This window comes from Streptomyces sp. JNUCC 63 (assembly GCF_054366325.1).
In genome coordinates this window covers 99,213-114,948 of the sequence record NZ_CM135963.1, presented here as the reverse complement: position 1 = coordinate 114,948, position 15,736 = coordinate 99,213, and the positions used below count along the sequence as shown (strand labels likewise).

19 protein-coding genes are annotated in these 15,736 nt (G+C 69.9%); 11 read left to right on the top strand and 8 right to left on the bottom strand.

Translation table 11 applies throughout. The features are described 5' to 3' along the window. Window positions 1-10: 10 nt before the first annotated feature. Together ACX25U_RS00460 and ACX25U_RS00455 are read right to left on the bottom strand one after the other, a co-directional pair. The gene (locus ACX25U_RS00460; RefSeq protein WP_454387964.1) at window positions 11-607 is read right to left on the bottom strand and encodes an RNA polymerase sigma factor; all 597 of its coding nucleotides are present in this window, start codon (window positions 605-607) and stop codon (window positions 11-13) included. Beyond that, window positions 604-933 (bottom strand): helix-turn-helix domain-containing protein, encoded by a 330-nt coding sequence (locus ACX25U_RS00455; protein ID WP_454387962.1) that lies wholly within the window; start codon window positions 931-933, stop codon window positions 604-606. Before ACX25U_RS00455 ends, ACX25U_RS00460 begins: the two co-directional genes overlap by 4 nt. 639 nt (window positions 934-1,572) lie before the next feature. Between ACX25U_RS00455 and ACX25U_RS00450 the strand changes: the two genes are divergently transcribed. Further along, window positions 1,573-1,836 (top strand): hypothetical protein, encoded by a 264-nt coding sequence (locus ACX25U_RS00450; protein WP_454387960.1) that lies wholly within the window; start codon window positions 1,573-1,575, stop codon window positions 1,834-1,836. A gap of 128 nt (window positions 1,837-1,964) precedes the next feature. Here ACX25U_RS00450 and ACX25U_RS00445 read toward each other — a convergent pair whose 3' ends face one another. Next, window positions 1,965-2,300 (bottom strand): hypothetical protein, encoded by a 336-nt coding sequence (locus ACX25U_RS00445; RefSeq protein ID WP_454387958.1) that lies wholly within the window; start codon window positions 2,298-2,300, stop codon window positions 1,965-1,967. A 1,374-nt stretch (window positions 2,301-3,674) separates the two neighbouring features. Here ACX25U_RS00445 and ACX25U_RS00440 point away from each other — a divergent pair. The 4 genes from ACX25U_RS00440 (at window position 3,675) to ACX25U_RS00425 (ending at window position 6,129) form a co-directional block, all read left to right on the top strand. Beyond that, entirely contained in the window at window positions 3,675-3,887 is a 213-nt protein-coding gene (locus ACX25U_RS00440) for a hypothetical protein (RefSeq protein ID WP_454387956.1), read from the top strand. 421 nt (window positions 3,888-4,308) lie between these two features. Further along, the gene (locus ACX25U_RS00435; RefSeq protein ID WP_454387954.1) at window positions 4,309-4,998 is read left to right on the top strand and encodes a hypothetical protein; all 690 of its coding nucleotides are present in this window, start codon (window positions 4,309-4,311) and stop codon (window positions 4,996-4,998) included. 133 nt (window positions 4,999-5,131) lie between these two features. Further along, window positions 5,132-5,389: a helix-turn-helix domain-containing protein gene (locus ACX25U_RS00430; RefSeq protein ID WP_454387952.1), complete on the top strand. Its 258-nt coding sequence runs from the start codon at window positions 5,132-5,134 to the stop codon at window positions 5,387-5,389. A gap of 8 nt (window positions 5,390-5,397) precedes the next feature. Continuing rightward, complete coding sequence (locus ACX25U_RS00425) at window positions 5,398-6,129, top strand: IS3 family transposase (protein WP_454387950.1); 732 nt, start codon at window positions 5,398-5,400, stop codon at window positions 6,127-6,129. Between the two features lie 350 nt (window positions 6,130-6,479). On the opposite strand, the gene ACX25U_RS00420 is transcribed toward ACX25U_RS00425, so the two are convergent. After that, window positions 6,480-6,827, bottom strand: coding sequence for a helix-turn-helix domain-containing protein (locus ACX25U_RS00420; protein ID WP_454387948.1), 348 nt, complete (start codon window positions 6,825-6,827; stop codon window positions 6,480-6,482). Window positions 6,828-7,072: 245 nt separating this feature from the next. Between ACX25U_RS00420 and ACX25U_RS00415 the strand changes: the two genes are divergently transcribed. Beyond that, complete coding sequence (locus ACX25U_RS00415) at window positions 7,073-7,393, top strand: helix-turn-helix domain-containing protein (protein ID WP_454386351.1); 321 nt, start codon at window positions 7,073-7,075, stop codon at window positions 7,391-7,393. A gap of 348 nt (window positions 7,394-7,741) precedes the next feature. Here the strand turns inward: ACX25U_RS00415 and ACX25U_RS00410 are convergent, their stop codons facing one another. The 4 genes from ACX25U_RS00410 to ACX25U_RS00395 form a co-directional block, all read right to left on the bottom strand. Further along, entirely contained in the window at window positions 7,742-8,191 is a 450-nt protein-coding gene (locus ACX25U_RS00410; protein WP_454387946.1) for a DUF7691 family protein, read from the bottom strand. Between the two features lie 152 nt (window positions 8,192-8,343). Then, entirely contained in the window at window positions 8,344-8,874 is a 531-nt protein-coding gene (locus ACX25U_RS00405; RefSeq protein WP_454387944.1) for a transglycosylase SLT domain-containing protein, read from the bottom strand. 192 nt (window positions 8,875-9,066) lie between these two features. Beyond that, window positions 9,067-9,333: a hypothetical protein gene (locus tag ACX25U_RS00400; RefSeq protein ID WP_454387942.1), complete on the bottom strand. Its 267-nt coding sequence runs from the start codon at window positions 9,331-9,333 to the stop codon at window positions 9,067-9,069. Between the two features lie 208 nt (window positions 9,334-9,541). Continuing rightward, window positions 9,542-10,147: a hypothetical protein gene (locus ACX25U_RS00395; protein WP_454387940.1), complete on the bottom strand. Its 606-nt coding sequence runs from the start codon at window positions 10,145-10,147 to the stop codon at window positions 9,542-9,544. Between the two features lie 572 nt (window positions 10,148-10,719). Here ACX25U_RS00395 and ACX25U_RS00390 point away from each other — a divergent pair. Genes ACX25U_RS00390 through ACX25U_RS00370 form a run of 5 tightly spaced genes read left to right on the top strand, consistent with a single transcriptional unit; the run spans window position 10,720 to window position 15,729 of the window. Beyond that, window positions 10,720-11,694 carry a phosphotriesterase family protein gene (locus ACX25U_RS00390; RefSeq protein WP_454387938.1) on the top strand — a complete coding sequence of 325 codons (975 nt, stop codon included), beginning with the start codon at window positions 10,720-10,722 and terminating at the stop codon, window positions 11,692-11,694. Between the two features lie 49 nt (window positions 11,695-11,743). Next, complete coding sequence (locus tag ACX25U_RS00385) at window positions 11,744-12,697, top strand: phosphotriesterase family protein (RefSeq protein ID WP_454387936.1); 954 nt, start codon at window positions 11,744-11,746, stop codon at window positions 12,695-12,697. Window positions 12,698-12,709: 12 nt separating this feature from the next. Further along, window positions 12,710-13,822: an FAD-dependent oxidoreductase gene (locus ACX25U_RS00380; RefSeq protein WP_454387934.1), complete on the top strand. Its 1,113-nt coding sequence runs from the start codon at window positions 12,710-12,712 to the stop codon at window positions 13,820-13,822. A 6-nt stretch (window positions 13,823-13,828) separates the two neighbouring features. Then, window positions 13,829-14,752 (top strand): alpha/beta hydrolase, encoded by a 924-nt coding sequence (locus ACX25U_RS00375; protein WP_454387932.1) that lies wholly within the window; start codon window positions 13,829-13,831, stop codon window positions 14,750-14,752. Between the two features lie 35 nt (window positions 14,753-14,787). Further along, window positions 14,788-15,729, top strand: coding sequence for an MBL fold metallo-hydrolase (locus ACX25U_RS00370; RefSeq protein ID WP_454387930.1), 942 nt, complete (start codon window positions 14,788-14,790; stop codon window positions 15,727-15,729). Window positions 15,730-15,736: the final 7 nt, after the last annotated feature.

The following is a 15,736-nucleotide window of genomic DNA, read 5'->3' as shown; positions in this document are numbered from 1 at the left end:
GTGGTGATGGCTATGTGTGTGTTCTGGTGTAGGCCTTGCGGAGGGAGTCGAGGGCGCGCCACTGGAGGGTTTTGACGGCGGCGTTGGTGGTGCCCATGGTGTGGGCGGTTTCGCTGATGGTCAGCTCGTCGAGGAAGCGGAGGCGGATGACGTGTTGTTGGCGGGGGGTGATGGTGGACAGGGCGGTGTGGAGGTCGTTGATGGCGAGGGTGGTCAGGGCGGTGTCTTCGGCGGGGTTTTCGGGGGTGGTGCAGGTGTCGCCGAGGTGGGTGATGTGGTCGACGTAGGTCAGGCGTCGGGTGGCGGCGATTTTGAAGTGGTCGGCGACGGTGTTGCGGGCGATGGTGCACAGCCAGGCGCGGATCGAGGTGCCGGTCCAGGTGAAGGTGCCGATTTTGGCCCAGGCTTTGACGAAGACGTCGGCGGTGAGGTCTTCGGCGAGGGTGGGGTTGGAGGGGATGCGCAGGTGGATGTATGCGGCGATGGTGTGGTGGTGCATCCGGTACAGCTCGCCGAAGGCTTCTCGATCGCCGTGCTGGGCGCGGCTGATGAGGGCCGGTTCCTTCGTGGTGGGGCCGCCGGATGCGGTCTGAGCCTTTGAGATCAAGGCCTTTCTCCCGGTCGTGAGTGGGTCGGTGGTGGTGGGCCGGCCGGGGGTGGGGGTGTCAGCCGGGTCCGGGCTGGTGCCGGGCTGGGGTGGGTGGTGGCCAGGGGCGGGTTGGGGTGTGGTGCTGTGGGGTGTGGGGCGTCGTGGACGAGGGTGTCGAGGCGGACTCCGTAGGCGTCGTGCAGGGTCCAGAGGGTGGCCAGGCTGGGCTGTTTCGTGCCGGCCGCGAGGCGGTGCAGGGTCGATGTGCTGATGCCGGTGCGCCGGGCCATGTCGGCGACGCTGTGGTCACCGAGTTCCCTGGCTTTGGCCAGGAGCGTGGTCATGTGGAGACGGAGCATGGCCGGAAGACCCCCTCGGCGTCGTGCGTCGGTGCGGCTGACTCGCACGCACGCAGGTATGGAAGTTGCCAGGCTGGAGTGACGCAAGGGTATTTTGATTCGCACACAGGAGCGGAAATAGCGGCGTGGCCTGCAAGGACGCTGATCTAGAGCGTTGACCTGCGAAGGTGCACGCATGCAACTGGGATGGGAGTGGATGTGTGCGCGCCACTCTCCGGGCATGCGGAGTGTGGAGGGTTCCCGGCCCGGGGGTGACGTCGTTCGACGGCAGGGCGTACCGGCGCGCGGGGACGGCCTGCACTGGTGGGGGCTGAGTTCGCCGGGCCGTGGTGTCCTTCCCCGTCTCTTCGCCGGCTGGGCGACCACCCGGACAGGGAGCGCCGCGTTGGGTGGGGCGGACGGAAGAACCGCCGGGACGGGATCGGCGGGGGCGACGACGAGCGCAGCCAGGGCGCCGTCCGTTGAGGCCGGTGCGCCCGGCTACCGACTTGTGCTCGGCGGGATCTTCTCGAACAGGGCCGGTGGTATCAGCACGTTCACGGGTGTGGGGGAGTGCGAGGGATATCCTCCTGCCGTGCCTGGATCAGCGGGTTGGAAACGGTGTGCTGGTGAGAGGAGCAGCAGGTGCTCGTCGTGCAGGGAACGTCCATGACCGCTGTCGTCCGCGGCAGTACCGGTGAGCCGGTGATTTTGCTCCCTGGTGATGCGCGCCAGGAAGTGTCCGAGGCAACGTTGGCCGATCTTTTCAAGGCTGCCGCTGCCGTTCTCAGTGCGGCCGAACTTCAGGCCGTGAGTCGGGCCATTTCTGAGCTGGGAACGGGCCGGGTGGATTCTTGTGTTCCGGTGGAAGGAACCATTGTGACGGTCTATAGGGTGACCGTTGGCTGAGGGCCGGCCGGGGGGCGGCGGAATATTTCCGAGGCCATGGTTTTTCGGCTTGCTTTTCTTCGGTGAATACCGTACCGCCCGCCGTCGGAGGATGTGACGGCGGGCGGTACGGTATTCAGCGGGGAGGGTTAGCGGCGCCCGTAGGGGTAGCAGTCCCAGCGGTGCGAGTGGTGGCGCCGGTCCCGGTCGCAGTCCCGGTCCCACCGGGCGTGGTGGCCGCAGTACCGGTGCCGGTGGCTGTCATGACGCCAGTAGTCACGGCCGTCGTAGTGGTGTCGTCGCAGGTCACCGTCGTGACGGTAGTCGTAGGGGCTGTGGTGGCGGTCTCGGTCGGACGCGTGGACGGCCGACGTCGCGGAGGCCGGCCTGTGGAGGGGGGCCGCGATGGCCTGTGCTGAGGCAGGCACCACGACGGCTCCGGCGGTCAGCAGGGCGACTGCCACTGACCTGGCAATGGTCTTCACGTACTCTCCTTTCGGACGGCAGGAATTCGATCGGTTTCCTGCCGCTGCATCCGACGCTACCGCGAATTTCCGTAGCCACCGCGGAAGCCGGTGTGCGGCCATGAGGTAGGGCGGGTGGGTGGGATTCGGAAACGGCAGCTCAGCGGTCTTGCCGGCCGCGTGCGAAGCGGCGGTGTACCGCTTGTCCGAAACACCCGTCCAGACGAATTGCTGGGCGTGGCGGGATTGACCGTCCGGCTGGTTCACGGAACTGAATCAATGGCTCTCCCGAGTGAATTACCGACCCGTAAACGCCCCGTATTTCAAAGAGCTGTGAAAACGGGTCACCTATTCTGTCGCCTGCTGTTTTGCTGCCGACGGGACGTGATGAACCGTCATGGATCTGCCCCGGCTTTCACGGAGCTCTTTTCCCACGGGGTCGGGTGCGTCGGGTCTGCGGGGGAGAGGCCGATGCCGCGCCCGGCCTTCGGGATTTTTCGGTGACGAGCCGTCCGATGGGGCGGGCGGGAGCGGTGTCGGCCCGTGCCGCCGGATGCGGCTCGCAGTGCTGCACGGAGAACTTCTGCGCAGCAAGGAAGCCGGGCCGTCTGTGTGTGGGGGTGCTGGAGGCCGCGGCTGGGCGGCAGGGTTCTTGCGGTATCGGGCAGGCGGGGGCGGTCGCGTATCAAGAGAGGTAGGGATCGGCGGTGAGGTGGAGGCCGGTGAGCGGCCGGGTCCGGGTGCCGCGTTCGTGCAGCGGCCGCCAGACGGCCATGAGGCTGTGCCGGGGGTTGCCCGCAGTGAGGTGTTCGCGCGGGTGCTGCGGGCCGGGGTGTCGGCGCAGCGCGGCCTGGGCGGGGGTCCGCGCGATCGGGCGTGCGGTCGGCCGGCGTGGCGATGGAGGGGGGTGGGGTCGCCGCTGTGGCCGGTGGTGCGGCCGGATACGTCGAGGGGCTGGGAGCCGGGTGCGGTCGGCCACCGGTGGCAGTGCGGAAGTGAACGACAGTGCGCTTTTGAACGCATGTCGCATATGGGTGGTTTGCGTTTCTCGTTCCGCTTGGGCTACCGTCCAGGCCCTCCGGACAAACCGTCCGGAGACTTTGGACGGCAGGTCCGGCTGGTGGCTGCTGGTTTTCCCGGTGGCTGTGCCGTACCCGGTCTGTCGCAGGCGGGTTTTTGCATGACTCGGCTGCGGGGAGCGGGTTCCTGGCGTCCGAAAAGCCTTTGTGGCGCGGTCGGCGGGCACGTCCGCTGATTCACCGTCCGCCGGCCGGCACACGCCGGCAGGGCTGCGAAAGGAGGCCGGGCAGCGGCTGTACGGCGCGTTTTCCCGCCGTGCCGCACCGGTGCTCGTTTTGCCTCACACCCCTTCACCAAGGATGAAAGGTGTCCTCAATGAACATGGACCAGCTTGAGGCCGAGACCGCGGAACTGCTGCCCGGGCGGGAGGCCCTGGGGAAGTTCTCGTTCAACTTCACCAAGATGACCAGCATCACGAAGAAGGTCGCGCACGTGGACGCGCACAACGAGTCGGCCGCGCTGAACCAGTACTCGCCGTACGCGGTCGCCCAGTCCGAGGCCGCTCAGGTCATCAGCGTCCGGCAGTAACACGCGAGACGCTGCGGGGCCAGGTCGGCGGACTTGGCCCTGCAGCCGCTCCACACCGGCCCTCCGGCCGGCACTCCGTCGGCGGGGAAACGATTCACGCACCCCCGCACTCCGTCCCCGGCATCCGGCCGGCCCGCCCCAGCCGTCACGGCGCCCGCCACCCCGGCAGCCGACCCGGCGCCGTCCGCCGGCCGACGCGCCGCCCCCACGCCCCGCACCGGACCCACCCCAACTGCCCCCACCGACCCCGCCCCCACCACACCGGCCCCGCGCCCTTCCCCCAGCCGGACGGCCTCCGCGCCCCCCTCGCCCTCACCGTCCAAGCCCGTCACGGCCACCCCCTCGCCCCCGGCGACAACACCCCCGAGCCCCAGCCCGTCCTGAGGGCCCCGCACGCCCCGACGACCCGAGGAGAAGAACCATGCACCACCGCAAGCCGCGTACCCGCCGTGTCACCAGGGCGGCCGCCGGCCTGAGTGCCGCCGCCGCGGCCGCACTGGCCGTGACGGCCGGCAGCGCCTCGGCAGGCGCCGCTGCCGGCGCCTCCCGCCTGTCCCAGCGGGTCGCCGTCGCCGTCGACCTGGCACACAGCCGCGCCGACCGGATCCACATCAACCAGTCCGACGCGTCCTTCGCCATCCACGAATACGGTCCGTCCGTCGCCGTGACGGCGAACAACCGGGCCACCGCGGAATCGGCGGGCTGCTCGCTGGAGGCCCCCTGCCGTTCGGTCGCCCTGTCCTACCAGATCGTCACCACAGCCGGCGCCAACGCCCGTCTGATCCACGCCACCAACCTCAGCCGGGCGGTCAACGAACACTGCGCCGCATGCCAGACCGTCTCCGCCGCCTATCAGTTCGTCGTCGCCACGCCCCGCGGGTTCAGCCTCAGCCGCGCTGCGCGCAGCGAGCTGGACTCGATCGGCCGGAAGGTCAACGCTCTGAAATCCTCCCGTCTGCCGATCTCGCAGGTCACCCGTGAGGCGGACGAACTCGCCCGGGAGGTGAAGGCCGTCCTCGACCGGGAGGCGGCCCGCGCACCGCGGGCCGGCGGCAGCGACCGGGGGGCCGGCTTCGCACCGACCGTGACCCTGCACCGCCATGTCCGGTGAACCCGGCCGAAAACGCTCAGGGCTGTGGACTCCCACCGCAGCCCTGAGCACTACGGCAGAACATTCCGGCAGATCCGGCAGAACCCCCTGCGCGCATCACCGCCGGCGACGCCCAGCCGGGAAGTGAGGCCCGGTGAGCAGCCCGCACCCTCCAGCCCTGCGCCGGCACGCACTGCAGCTCATTGCCCAGGGGCGCTCCGTCAAGGACGTCGCCCAGTATCTCCAGATCCCCGAGCAGACCGTCTACCGCTGGCACCGCAACCGCATCGCGCAGTCCCAGCTGAGGCAAGCACACGCGCGCATCGAAGAACTGCAGGACGAAATCACCGCCTGCCGGAAAGTGATCGACCTCATGAAGGAAGCGATGCCCCCAAAAGACGATACGAAGTGATCTTTGCGATGGCCGAAGCGGGCTTTCCGGCGCGAGGAGTCATCGAGCTTCTCGGCGTCTCGCAGTCCGGCTACTACGCCTGGCGTGACCGCACCCCGTCGGCCCGCGCGCTGCGGCACGCCTGGCTCACCCGGATTCTTCTCGACATCCACCGCTCCTCCGGCTCAACGTTCGGATACCGCCGCCTCAGGCAGGAACTCGGCCGCCGCTACGGCATCACCGTCAGCCACGGAACGGTCGAACTCCTCATGAACCGGGCCGGCATCCGCGGCAGACCCGGAAGACTGCACGAGAGCACACCGCCCGCACCCGCCGGCGCTCCCAGCCGCCGATGGGTCATCGACGTGTCCTCCGGCGCAACCCCCAACGGCACCTGGTGCGCCGCCGTCGTGCTCGAGGCAACAACGCATCACCTGGTGGGCTTCAGCACGGGCCCCGAGAAAACCGCCCTGCTCGTCGACCGCGCGCTCACAGCGGCGATGGCCCAGGAGGCTGCCGCGGACCCGGTCCCCGACGCCACGGAAGGACATCTCACCGGATGCTTCTTCACCCGGCGCACGCACACCCTCAGGCACGCGTCTGCTTCGGGGACCATCGGTGACTGGTACGACCACGCACTGGCCGAGGCATTCTGGGAAACAGTGCGCCGTGAACTGACGGGCCATCACGACGGGCAGCACCCGGAACGACCTGAGGAGCGCCTGCTGGAAATCCTCGAGCGCCTGACCCGCCGAAAGTAGAGCAAGAACACGGAAAACGAACCGAAAAACAACGGCACAGACATGGACATCACACCGCCCCTGCCCATCGCCGAAGAATTCAGGACCGCCATGGATGCGGGAAGACCTCTTTCGGCCGCACAAGCCCATCAAGTGCTGCTGTACTGCGCCCTGGACGCGGCGTGCGTGCCCATGGACTCAGGCGGCCTGCAAGCAATCGCCAGGGTGGCAGAACTCGACTATGCGACTGTACGGACACTCATCGACTGGATCAGAACGGCAGGACGGGGGAGGGGGAGCTTCTGAATCCCACCTCCGCGGCCGGCGTCGGCGTGCCGCACCCGCACCCGCCTCCGCGCCCGACGTCTGTTTCAGGATTCCCCGGCCCGCAGCAATGACTCGACGAGCACAGCCACATGCCGGCGGTCCGTGGGGCTGAGCCTGTGCACGCTGGCGATGAGGATCTCCACCTCGGGGTCGGCACACGCGGGCGCGTTTTCGAAGTAGACATGGACACCCGCGGCCTCGGCCGCGGCCCGCTGCACGGGCGCCACCGGCACCCCCAGGCCCCTGGCCAGCCCTTCCAGCGTGGTCTGCTGGGGCATCTGCGCCAGCCGCGCCGACGTCGCCAGATGGTGGACGGTCGAGCGGGAGATGCCGCCGCGGCGCGCTACATCGCTGTAGGACCATCCTTTTTGATCCAGCTTGTTCTTGATCATTTCCTGCAGTGTGTTGGGCACCGCTGGTTCTTCCTGTGCGAGGGAGGTCGGTCGGCCGCTTGCCACTGAGTCTAACGGCGCAGTCCCCAGGACGTTCTGTACGCCGGCCCGCCCCCGGCAGCCCCCCCGGACAGGAAGGGCTCAGCACAAACCATGATCCACGTGCACGTCGGCGCATCCCCCGCCGAAGCCGCCCGCGTCCGCACCGGCCGGCGGACCCCGGCCCGATGCGGGAGGGCCCGCCGATGAAGTGGAACCTGCGGATGGTCGCCGCCCAGCGCGACATCTGGAAGGCCGGCGAACTGCAGCGGATGCTCGCGGACGCCGGACTGACCGTCTCCGCGGGCAAGATGTCCCACCTGTGGTCCCGCCGGCCGCTGACCGTCCGCCTCGACGACCTCGACATCCTCTGCGAGGTCCTGGACTGCACACCCGCCGACCTCCTCGTCCCGGAGAAACGGGCCGACCGCCGGGCCGCCGCGGCGGCCGAGGCGGACCGGCAGGCCTCCGGCGGCCCCCCGGTCGGCCACCCGCGGCGGCCCCACCGCCCGGCACCGCCCCGATGAGCACCACCGGCCCCGGACACCCGGCCCCGGGCCACCCGCACCTGCCGGGACCGCACGGGCACGAGGCACGTCCGACCCGGCAGCCGCCCCATGCGACAACGGCCACCGCGACGCCGCAGCAACCGAGGGCCTCTGCCCAGAACTCTGCCGCAGCCAGGCCGGACTGCGTCGGCCTGGACAACAAGACGCGCGTCGGCCTGACGGCCGCCGCACACAGACGCTCGCGGTGCCGCTGAGTGGATTCCGCGAGGGGTGCGGGCCGGTGGCGCCGAGCACGCGCGGCGTGATGGAACCACCGGTGCAGACACCAGGAGGACGGGCCGACGGTCCGGTGACGCTTCCCGGACTTCAGGAGCGGAAGCCGATAACGCCGAAGCCGGGCCTGGCCTGCGTGTGCCGCATCCAGTCGAGGCACTGCATGACGGCCTCCACCACGGCGGTGATGCTCAGAGCGTTCAGGCCCTGGTCGACCACCGACAGCCGGTCGCCCCGGTGCGGTGTGAAACACGAGTCGGGGAGGAACGAGCCCGTGAGCGAGCACAGTCGATCGTAGACGTAGCCGTACTGGAAGGCGTGGTCCTTGTTCTCGCTGAAGGGCCCGCCGTGGACGACCGCGCGCGGTGCCTCGTATACCGTGGGGGCGCCTTGCTCGATCCCGTGGCTGAAATAGCCGTCGTCGCGGGCCAGATCGTCCCCGAAGTTGCTGCGGACCACCTCGAGCAACTGCTCATCGCGCGATCCGACCGAGGAGCGCGTAGCGGCCACGCCGAGCAGGTAGACGCTCGGAGAAGAACTCATGAGACGAACCTGAGGGAAGCCACTGGCATTGCTGCGTGCGGCCGCCGGCGCCCGCCGGCCGCCTCAGGCACCGGTGGGAAGACGGAGAGGGCCGGTGTCGGCAGCGGTTGTTGCTGCCGGCACCGGCCCTGTCGTGCGGGGGGTGTGCCGGGTCAGTAGGCGGAGTTGACGTTGTCGATGGAGCCGTAGCGGTGGGCGGCGTAGTTGGCCGCTGCGGTGATGTTGGCCACCGGGTCGGTGGCGCTGTGGGCGGTGCCGGCGACGTGGTAGGCCTTGAAGGTGGGGTCGATGACCTGGAGGAGGCCCTTGGAGGGGGTGCCCTTCTTGGCGTTGACGTCCCAGTTGTTCTGGGCGTGGGGGTTGCCGCCGGACTCGCGCATGATGTTGCGGTGCAGGCCCTCGTAGCTGCCGGGGATGCCCTTGGCCTTCATGACCTTCAGGGACTGCTTGATCCAGCCGTCGAGGTTGTTGGCGTGGCTGGTCTTGCCCTGGTAGGCGGTGCGGCTGTCGTGGGGGGAGGCCGTGACCGCGGAGGAGGCGGTGGTCACCTGGGTCGCTTCGGCGGCCTGTGCGGGGGTGGGCATCAAGGTGAGCGCGGCGGCTGCGGCGCCGGTGGTGGCGATGCCGGTCAGGGTGAGGGTGCGCAGGCGGGCGAAGCGGCTGGTGCGGGTGGTCGCGGTCATGCGGAAGGAACTCTCCGGTGGGGTGTCGTCGGGGGCCGGCCGCTGTCGGTCGCGGTGGCGGGGGGCAACGACATCCATGGTTAGCGGCGGGCGGGGCGGTGCGCAAAGGTGTGACGTACTATCCGACTACGGAGAGATGTCCGGAATGTGGCGCTATGGGGCTTTTCTGTGCTGTTCAGGGCGGCCTGGCTTCTACGGCCTGCGATAGGACGTGATCTGGCTCCTATGGGTGGCATCACAGGAACCGGCCCCGTCGGAGCCGCCGTCCGGGTCTCGGCGGCGCCGGACAGGCCGGGCGGCGGGGGCAGGTGAGGCGGTGGCCTGGCGGCGCCCGGCCGCCGTTCGGCGGGCGCCAGTCTGCGTGACCGGGTCCGTGAAGTCCGTGGCGCGGATGTCCTCGCCGGGGAAGCCGAGTTCACTGCGCAGGCGCAGGCAGTCCCGCAGTGCCAAGGTGTTCACAGGGCTGTCGGGGTGAGCCCGTTCGCGACCAGGGCGGCCCCTTCGGGCTTCCGGCTGCAGGGTGTGTGGTGTTCCGACGAGGCTCATGCTTACCCGTTGGCGCCTTGGCGGCCTCCCCCGAGTGCAAGGGCCTGCGCCTCCGCACCTGGACCCACACCCTCTGCCGCCCTGCCGCCCTGCCGACCGGCAGGGCGTCCACGAGCGGGATTTACGGGTGCGGGCGGCGCTGATCGCGCCGACAGGCGGTGGCGGGTGGTTCGCTGCCAGCGCCTTGACGGGTCATCACATTCGGCCGGTTCGACGGTCCGCCGACGTGGGGATCGTCGAGCGGCTGGTGCCGGACGAGTTGGAGGAGTTGTTCCAGCGGGTCGTGCCGGAGGCGCCGATCCGTCCGCAGGCAGTCGGATGCCTCGACGCCGCCGACGCCACGACGGCGGACGAAGGGGGCGGTGACGCACACGTTGGCGACGGTGAAGCCGAGAAAGGCGCCGAAGCCGATGGACGACGCGGCGGTCGCCAGGCAGACGCCGAGGCCGGGCAGGTCCACGGCGCCGGTCAGGAGGACGGAGCAGACGGGCGCCTTGGTCCGCGGGCGGAGCGCCTTGAAGAACCGCTTGGGCGGCATGCCGTCGCGGCCCATCATGTACAGCGGCCGGTTGGAGCTGAGCTGCACGGCCAGGTCCGAGGCGAAGCCGCCGATGACGGCGGCGGTGCTGGTTCGGTCGGCGAGGGTCTTGCCGCCGGCTCCGATGGGCATGGTGCGGGAGACGATCTCGGGATCGTCGAACGCGCCGCCCGGGCGGACCAGTTGCATGATGTGGGCGACGGCCGAGAAGAGGATGCCGCCGAGAGCCCCGCGAGCACGACCGCGCGGAAGGTTGTCCGCTTGGGGTCGCGGGTCTCCCCGGAGAGCGTGGTGACCTCGTCGAATCCGGGACAGGAGTACGCGGCGACGGCTGCGCACGCCGCTCCCGCCGCGCCGGCCCCCACCACGCCCGCCGCTTCCGCGACGGCGGACCCGCCCGGGGCCGCGCAGAAGGCTCCACGACGACCGCCGAGGAGATGCCCCTGGGCGCCTGCTGAGCGGCCGCGCCCATCACGGTCGACGACGAGGTCGTCGCCTCGGTCGGCTTCGTCGCGCCGGACCTGCGCCGCACGCGCGCCCTCCTGGTGTCAGCCCTTCGGATGGCGGCCCGGGGCATCGCGCGGAGGCTCGGCCGCCCGGCCCGACGGCAGCCGTCAAGCGGCCGGTCCCGGTTTGTCCGCCCACCCCCCGCGCATTGATTTTTCTTAGCGTTCATTTCATTGACGGGCTGTAAACCGAATGGCTACTGTGACTGCACCCACAGGGTGCTGTGCACCCCACCCCGGACACGTGAGGCAGGCATGAGCGTCAAGAGCAACACCGTGAACACCGTCCTGGGCCCGGTGCCGGCCGAGGAGCTGGGTGTCGTCTCGGTCCACGAGGCGCTGCTGTCGGTGGTTCCGGGCGCGGAGTACGCCTTCGACGTCACCATCGACCGCGCCGAGATCTTCGAGACGCTCGCCATGAAGCTGAAGGACTTCCGCGCCCACGGCGGCGGCACGATCGTCGACAGCACCGGCATGTTCCACGGCCGGGACGTCCGGCTGTACGAGACCCTCTCGCGCACGACCGGCGTGCACATCGTCGCCTCGACGGGTCAGGGCCCGGAGGAGCTGCTCGGCGGCTACTTCCTCACGCCGCAGACCAACCCGCCGACGCCGTGGCCGGCCGAGAAGTTCGCCGACCTCTTCACCAAGGAGATCATCGAGGGCATGGTGATCCCTCGCGTGGAGCGACGCGGCGCCGCCGGCCTGGTGGCCACCACCGCGACCCTCGAGGGCATGACCGCGACCGACGAGAGCCTGTTCCGCGGTGCGGCCCGGACCGCCCTGGGCACCGGCGTCGCGGTCTCCATCCGCTACGGGAGCGACGCCGTCCACGACCTCGACGTCGTCCTGGACGAGAAGCTGCCGGCCGACCGCGTCGTCGTCGGCGGACTCGACCGCAAGGACGCCGTCGCCACCGGCGCGCCCCTCGAGATCATCCGCCGCGGCGCCTACGTCGCACTCGACCACGTCGGCCTGGAGGACGAGGCCCACATCACCGATGCCGAGCGCGCCGCCCTGGTCGCCGACCTCGTGCAGGCCGGCTTCGGCAACCGGATCCTGCTCTCGAGCAGCGCGACCGGGGTCGCGAAGGGCCACCCCGGCAACGACCTGCCGTACAGCTATGTCCTGACCACCTTCGTCCCGCTCCTGAAGGCACAGGGTCTCAGCGACGAGGACGCGCAGCGGATTCTCGTGGAGAACCCGCGCGACCTGCTGTCGGTGCGCTGAGCGCGCCGGCGCGAACGACCGTCGAGTTTCTTCTTCAAAGGTGAGTGTTGTGTCGAGAGTGAACACCGTCCTGGGGCCGATCCCGGCCGAGGAGCTGGGTCTCGTGGCCGTCCACGAGCACATTGGCTACGGCATGCCCGGCTCCGAGCTGGACACGAAGTGGTGGAAGACCCCCGAGCAGCGGTACGAGGAGACCGTCCCGAAGCTGCGCAAGTTCCACGAGTACGGCGGCGGCACCTTCGTCGACGTGACCGGGATCTGCAACGGCCGTGACGTCGACTACTACAAGTCGCTGTCCGCGAAGACCGGCGTCCACATCGTCGCCTGCACCGGCTTCGTCGGCGGCGACACCGCCCTGCCGCACTTCGCCCGGGCCGACGTGGACTACCTGACCCGGCAGTTCGTCCACGAGATCACCGTCGGCATCGGCAACACCGGCAGCCTCGCCGGTGTCATCAAGGTCGGGGTGAGCCGCGGCGGCCGTATGACGGACCTGGACAAGCGCATCTACCGCGCCGCCGCCCGCGCCTCGCTCACCACGGGCGTGCCGATCCTGACCCACCTCGCGATCGACGCCGAGAACGCGCTCGCGATCTTCAACGAGGAGGGCCTTCCCCTGGACCGCGTCCTGTTCGGGCACGTCGACGACGGCGTGAACGCCGACAAGACGCGCGACACCTGGATCGCGGAGCAGGGCGGTCGCATCGGCTTCGACACCTTCGGCTACGAGACCGAGCTGCCGGACCCGCCGTTCTGGGCCCGCCCCCGCCAGGAGCGGCTGGACCACTTCCTGAGGTTCATCGGCGAAGGCCGGCTGAAGCAGGTCCTCGCCTCCGCCGACGCCAACTGCAGTCCGCTGGGCTGGCCGGGCGTGAAGGGCCACACCGTCAACTACATCTTCGAGGACCTCATCCCGGACCTCCGCGCCGCCGGTCTCGACGAGGCCGCGATCAAGACGATCTTCGTCGACAACCCGGCCGACTTCCTCACCATCCAGAAGTAGGAGAGAACCCTCATGCAGTCCTCAGACCTGAAGAACCTGAAGATCGCCATCGTCGGGGCGGGATACGGCGGCGCGGCGGCGGCCAAGGCCCTCAGCCTGTTCGGCGCCGACGTCAACGTGTACGAGCAGGCGAACCAGATCCGGGAGGTCGGCGCCGGCATCGGCCTGCGTCCCGCCACCATGAACCGGTTCCGCCAGTGGGGGATCTTCGACGCGATCGCGAAGGTGAGCTCGCCGAGCGAGTACTTCGAGATCCTCACGGCCACCGGTGACCCGATCATGAAAGAGACGTGGCCGGCCGACGGCGAGCAGACCCGCACCCACCTGATCCACCGCGGTGACTTCATCGACGCCCTCCTGGGCGTGCTCCCCGAGGGCATGGTGCACCTCGGCCACAAGCTGGAGACCGTCCAGGACAAGGGCGACAGCGCCGTCCTCACCTTCGCGGGCGGCAAGACCGTCGAGGCCGACCTGGTCGTCGGCGCCGACGGCATCAAGTCGGTGGTGCGCCGGCAGATGTTCAGCGACAAGGGCCCGGTGTTCTCCGGCGAGCACGCCTACCGCGCGGTCATCTCCGTCGACGACGCCCACGGGATGGTCGTCGACGACAACCTCCGGATGTACATCGGCAGGGGCACGAAGATCTACCTGCTGCCGCTGCGCCACCGCGACCAGGTGTCGTTCGACATCACCGCCCTGTGCCCGGACAGCACCTGGAACCCGCAGGTCACGAAGGACGACCTGCTGAAGACGGTGGAGGGCTTCGACGAGCGCCTCGTGAGCATCACGCGCGACCTCGACATGGACACCGTGAACATTCGCGCGGTCTACGACATCGACCCGGTCGACACGTGGCACTCGGACTCCGTCGTTCTCGTGGGCGACGCGGCCCACTCGATGCTGCACCACCAGGGCCAGGGCGCGAACTCGGCCATCGAGGACGCCGGCGCGCTCGCCGACGCCCTGGGGCAGGCGGACTCCGTGAAGGAGGCGCTGGCCCTGTACCGGGCCACCCGCAAGCCGGTGACCGACGAGCTGCAGCGCATCTCGCGTCAGGGGTGGAGCGAGGACGAGATCAACGAGGTCTTCCCCGGCCAGAAGCCCGCCGCCGCGTCGAAGGAGTGACACACCATGCCGCTGCATCCTGAGATCGCCAAGTTCATCGCCGGCCTGCCGACCCCGCCCGAGGGCCCGCTCGACCCGGTCTCCATGCGCGCCGCGGACGAGGCGCACGTCGCTCCCCTCGAGGAGCGCCTGCCGCTCCACGCGGTCGACGACGTGACGGCGCGGACGGCGTCGGGCGAGGTACCGGTGCGGATCTACACGCCGGTCGAGGCCGACAGCTACGGCGTGCTCGTCTACTTCCACGGCGGCGCGTTCTTCCTCGGCAGCCTGGAGACACACGACCACGTCGCGCGCTCGCTGGCGAGGGAGACCGGACTGAAGGTCATCTCCGTCGGCTACCGCCTGGCGCCCGAGGCCGTCTTCCCCGCCGGTCTCGACGACTGCTACGCGGTCGTGCGGTGGGCCGCCCAGGAGGGCGAGAGCCTGGCCTGGAACGGCACGACCCTCGCCATCGCCGGCGACAGCTCCGGCGGCAACTTCGTCGCCGCGGTCGCGGCCAAGGCGCACGACGACGGCTTCGACCGGATCACGCACCAGATCCTCTACTACCCCTCGCTCGACCTGGACTTCGACGTCGACCGCTATGCCTCGCTGCGTGAGAACGCCGTGGGCTACGGCCTGGAGACGGCGGGGCTGAAGCCCTTCAACGCCTTCTACATCGACAGCGGCGCCGATCCCGCGGACCCGCTCGTCTCGCCGATCAAACGGGCGGACCTCACCGGACTGCCGCCGGCCCTCGTCGTCACCGCGGAGTACGACCCGATGCGCGACGAGGGCGAGCTCTACGGCCGGCGACTGCGGGAGGCCGGCGTGGAGGCCACGGTGAGCCGGTACGAGGGCGCGGGCCACGGATTCGTCCAGCACTTCTCCTGGATCCCGGAGTACCACAGGGTCTTCGAGGAGACGCGCGACTTCCTCGGCCGGCGCTGACCCGGCCGGCCGCGTACGAGTTCGGAAAGAGGACCATGACGCACACAGTCCCCGTTCATCCCCTGGTCTCGCCGTGGGGCCGGTTCGGTCTCTACAGCTTCTTCATCGACGCACCCGAGCCGGCCGTCGTCGACACCGGCATCGCCTCCTCGCCCGCCGAAGGGATGGCTCCCGCGCTCGAGGCGATCGGGCGCCGGATCGAGGACGTGCGCTGGATCCTGCTGACCCACGGTCACATCGACCACGTCGGCGGGGCGTACGCGCTGTGGGAGCTCACCGGCCGGCGGGCCCGGGTGGTGATCCACGAGGCCGACGCGCCGATGCTCCGCTCGCAGCGGGCCCACGTGGAGGAGTACCTCGCGGGACGGGGCCGGTACCTGGGCGACCCGGAGGGGGAGGCGAAGGTGACGGCCGCCGCGAACGCCGTCATCTCCGGCGAGATGGAGCCCACCCTGCTCGTCAGGGGCGGCGAGACCCTCTCCCTCGGCGGTGACGTCACCGTCTCGGTGCACTCGACACCGGGCCACACGCCCGGCTCGGTCGCCTACGTCGTCGACGGGCAGCGCTCGGTGTTCGTCGGCGACTCCGTGCAGGTCCACGGGGCCGCCAACGGCTTCCCCGGCTACACCGACCCGGTCGCCTACCGCGCCAGTCTGGAGTACCTGCGCGACGAGGTCCGTCCGCGGCACCTGTACCTCGGGCACCCGTACCGCCGCGCCGACGGCACGCCGTACGGCGTCGAGCTCGACGCCGCCCAGGCCCGGGAGGCCATCGAGCAGAGCCTCGCCGCCGAGGGCCGGGTCGCCTCGGCCGCCTGCGGCTGCCTGGAGGACGGCCTGAAGGAGACGGACTCGCCGTACTCCCCGTTCGCCCGTACCGCCGAGGAGCTCGGCTACACCGGCGACCCCACGCTCGAGCCGTCGCCGTTCTTCACGTCGATGCACGGCTACCGCACGCAGCACCACCAGAACTCGTAGTACAGGA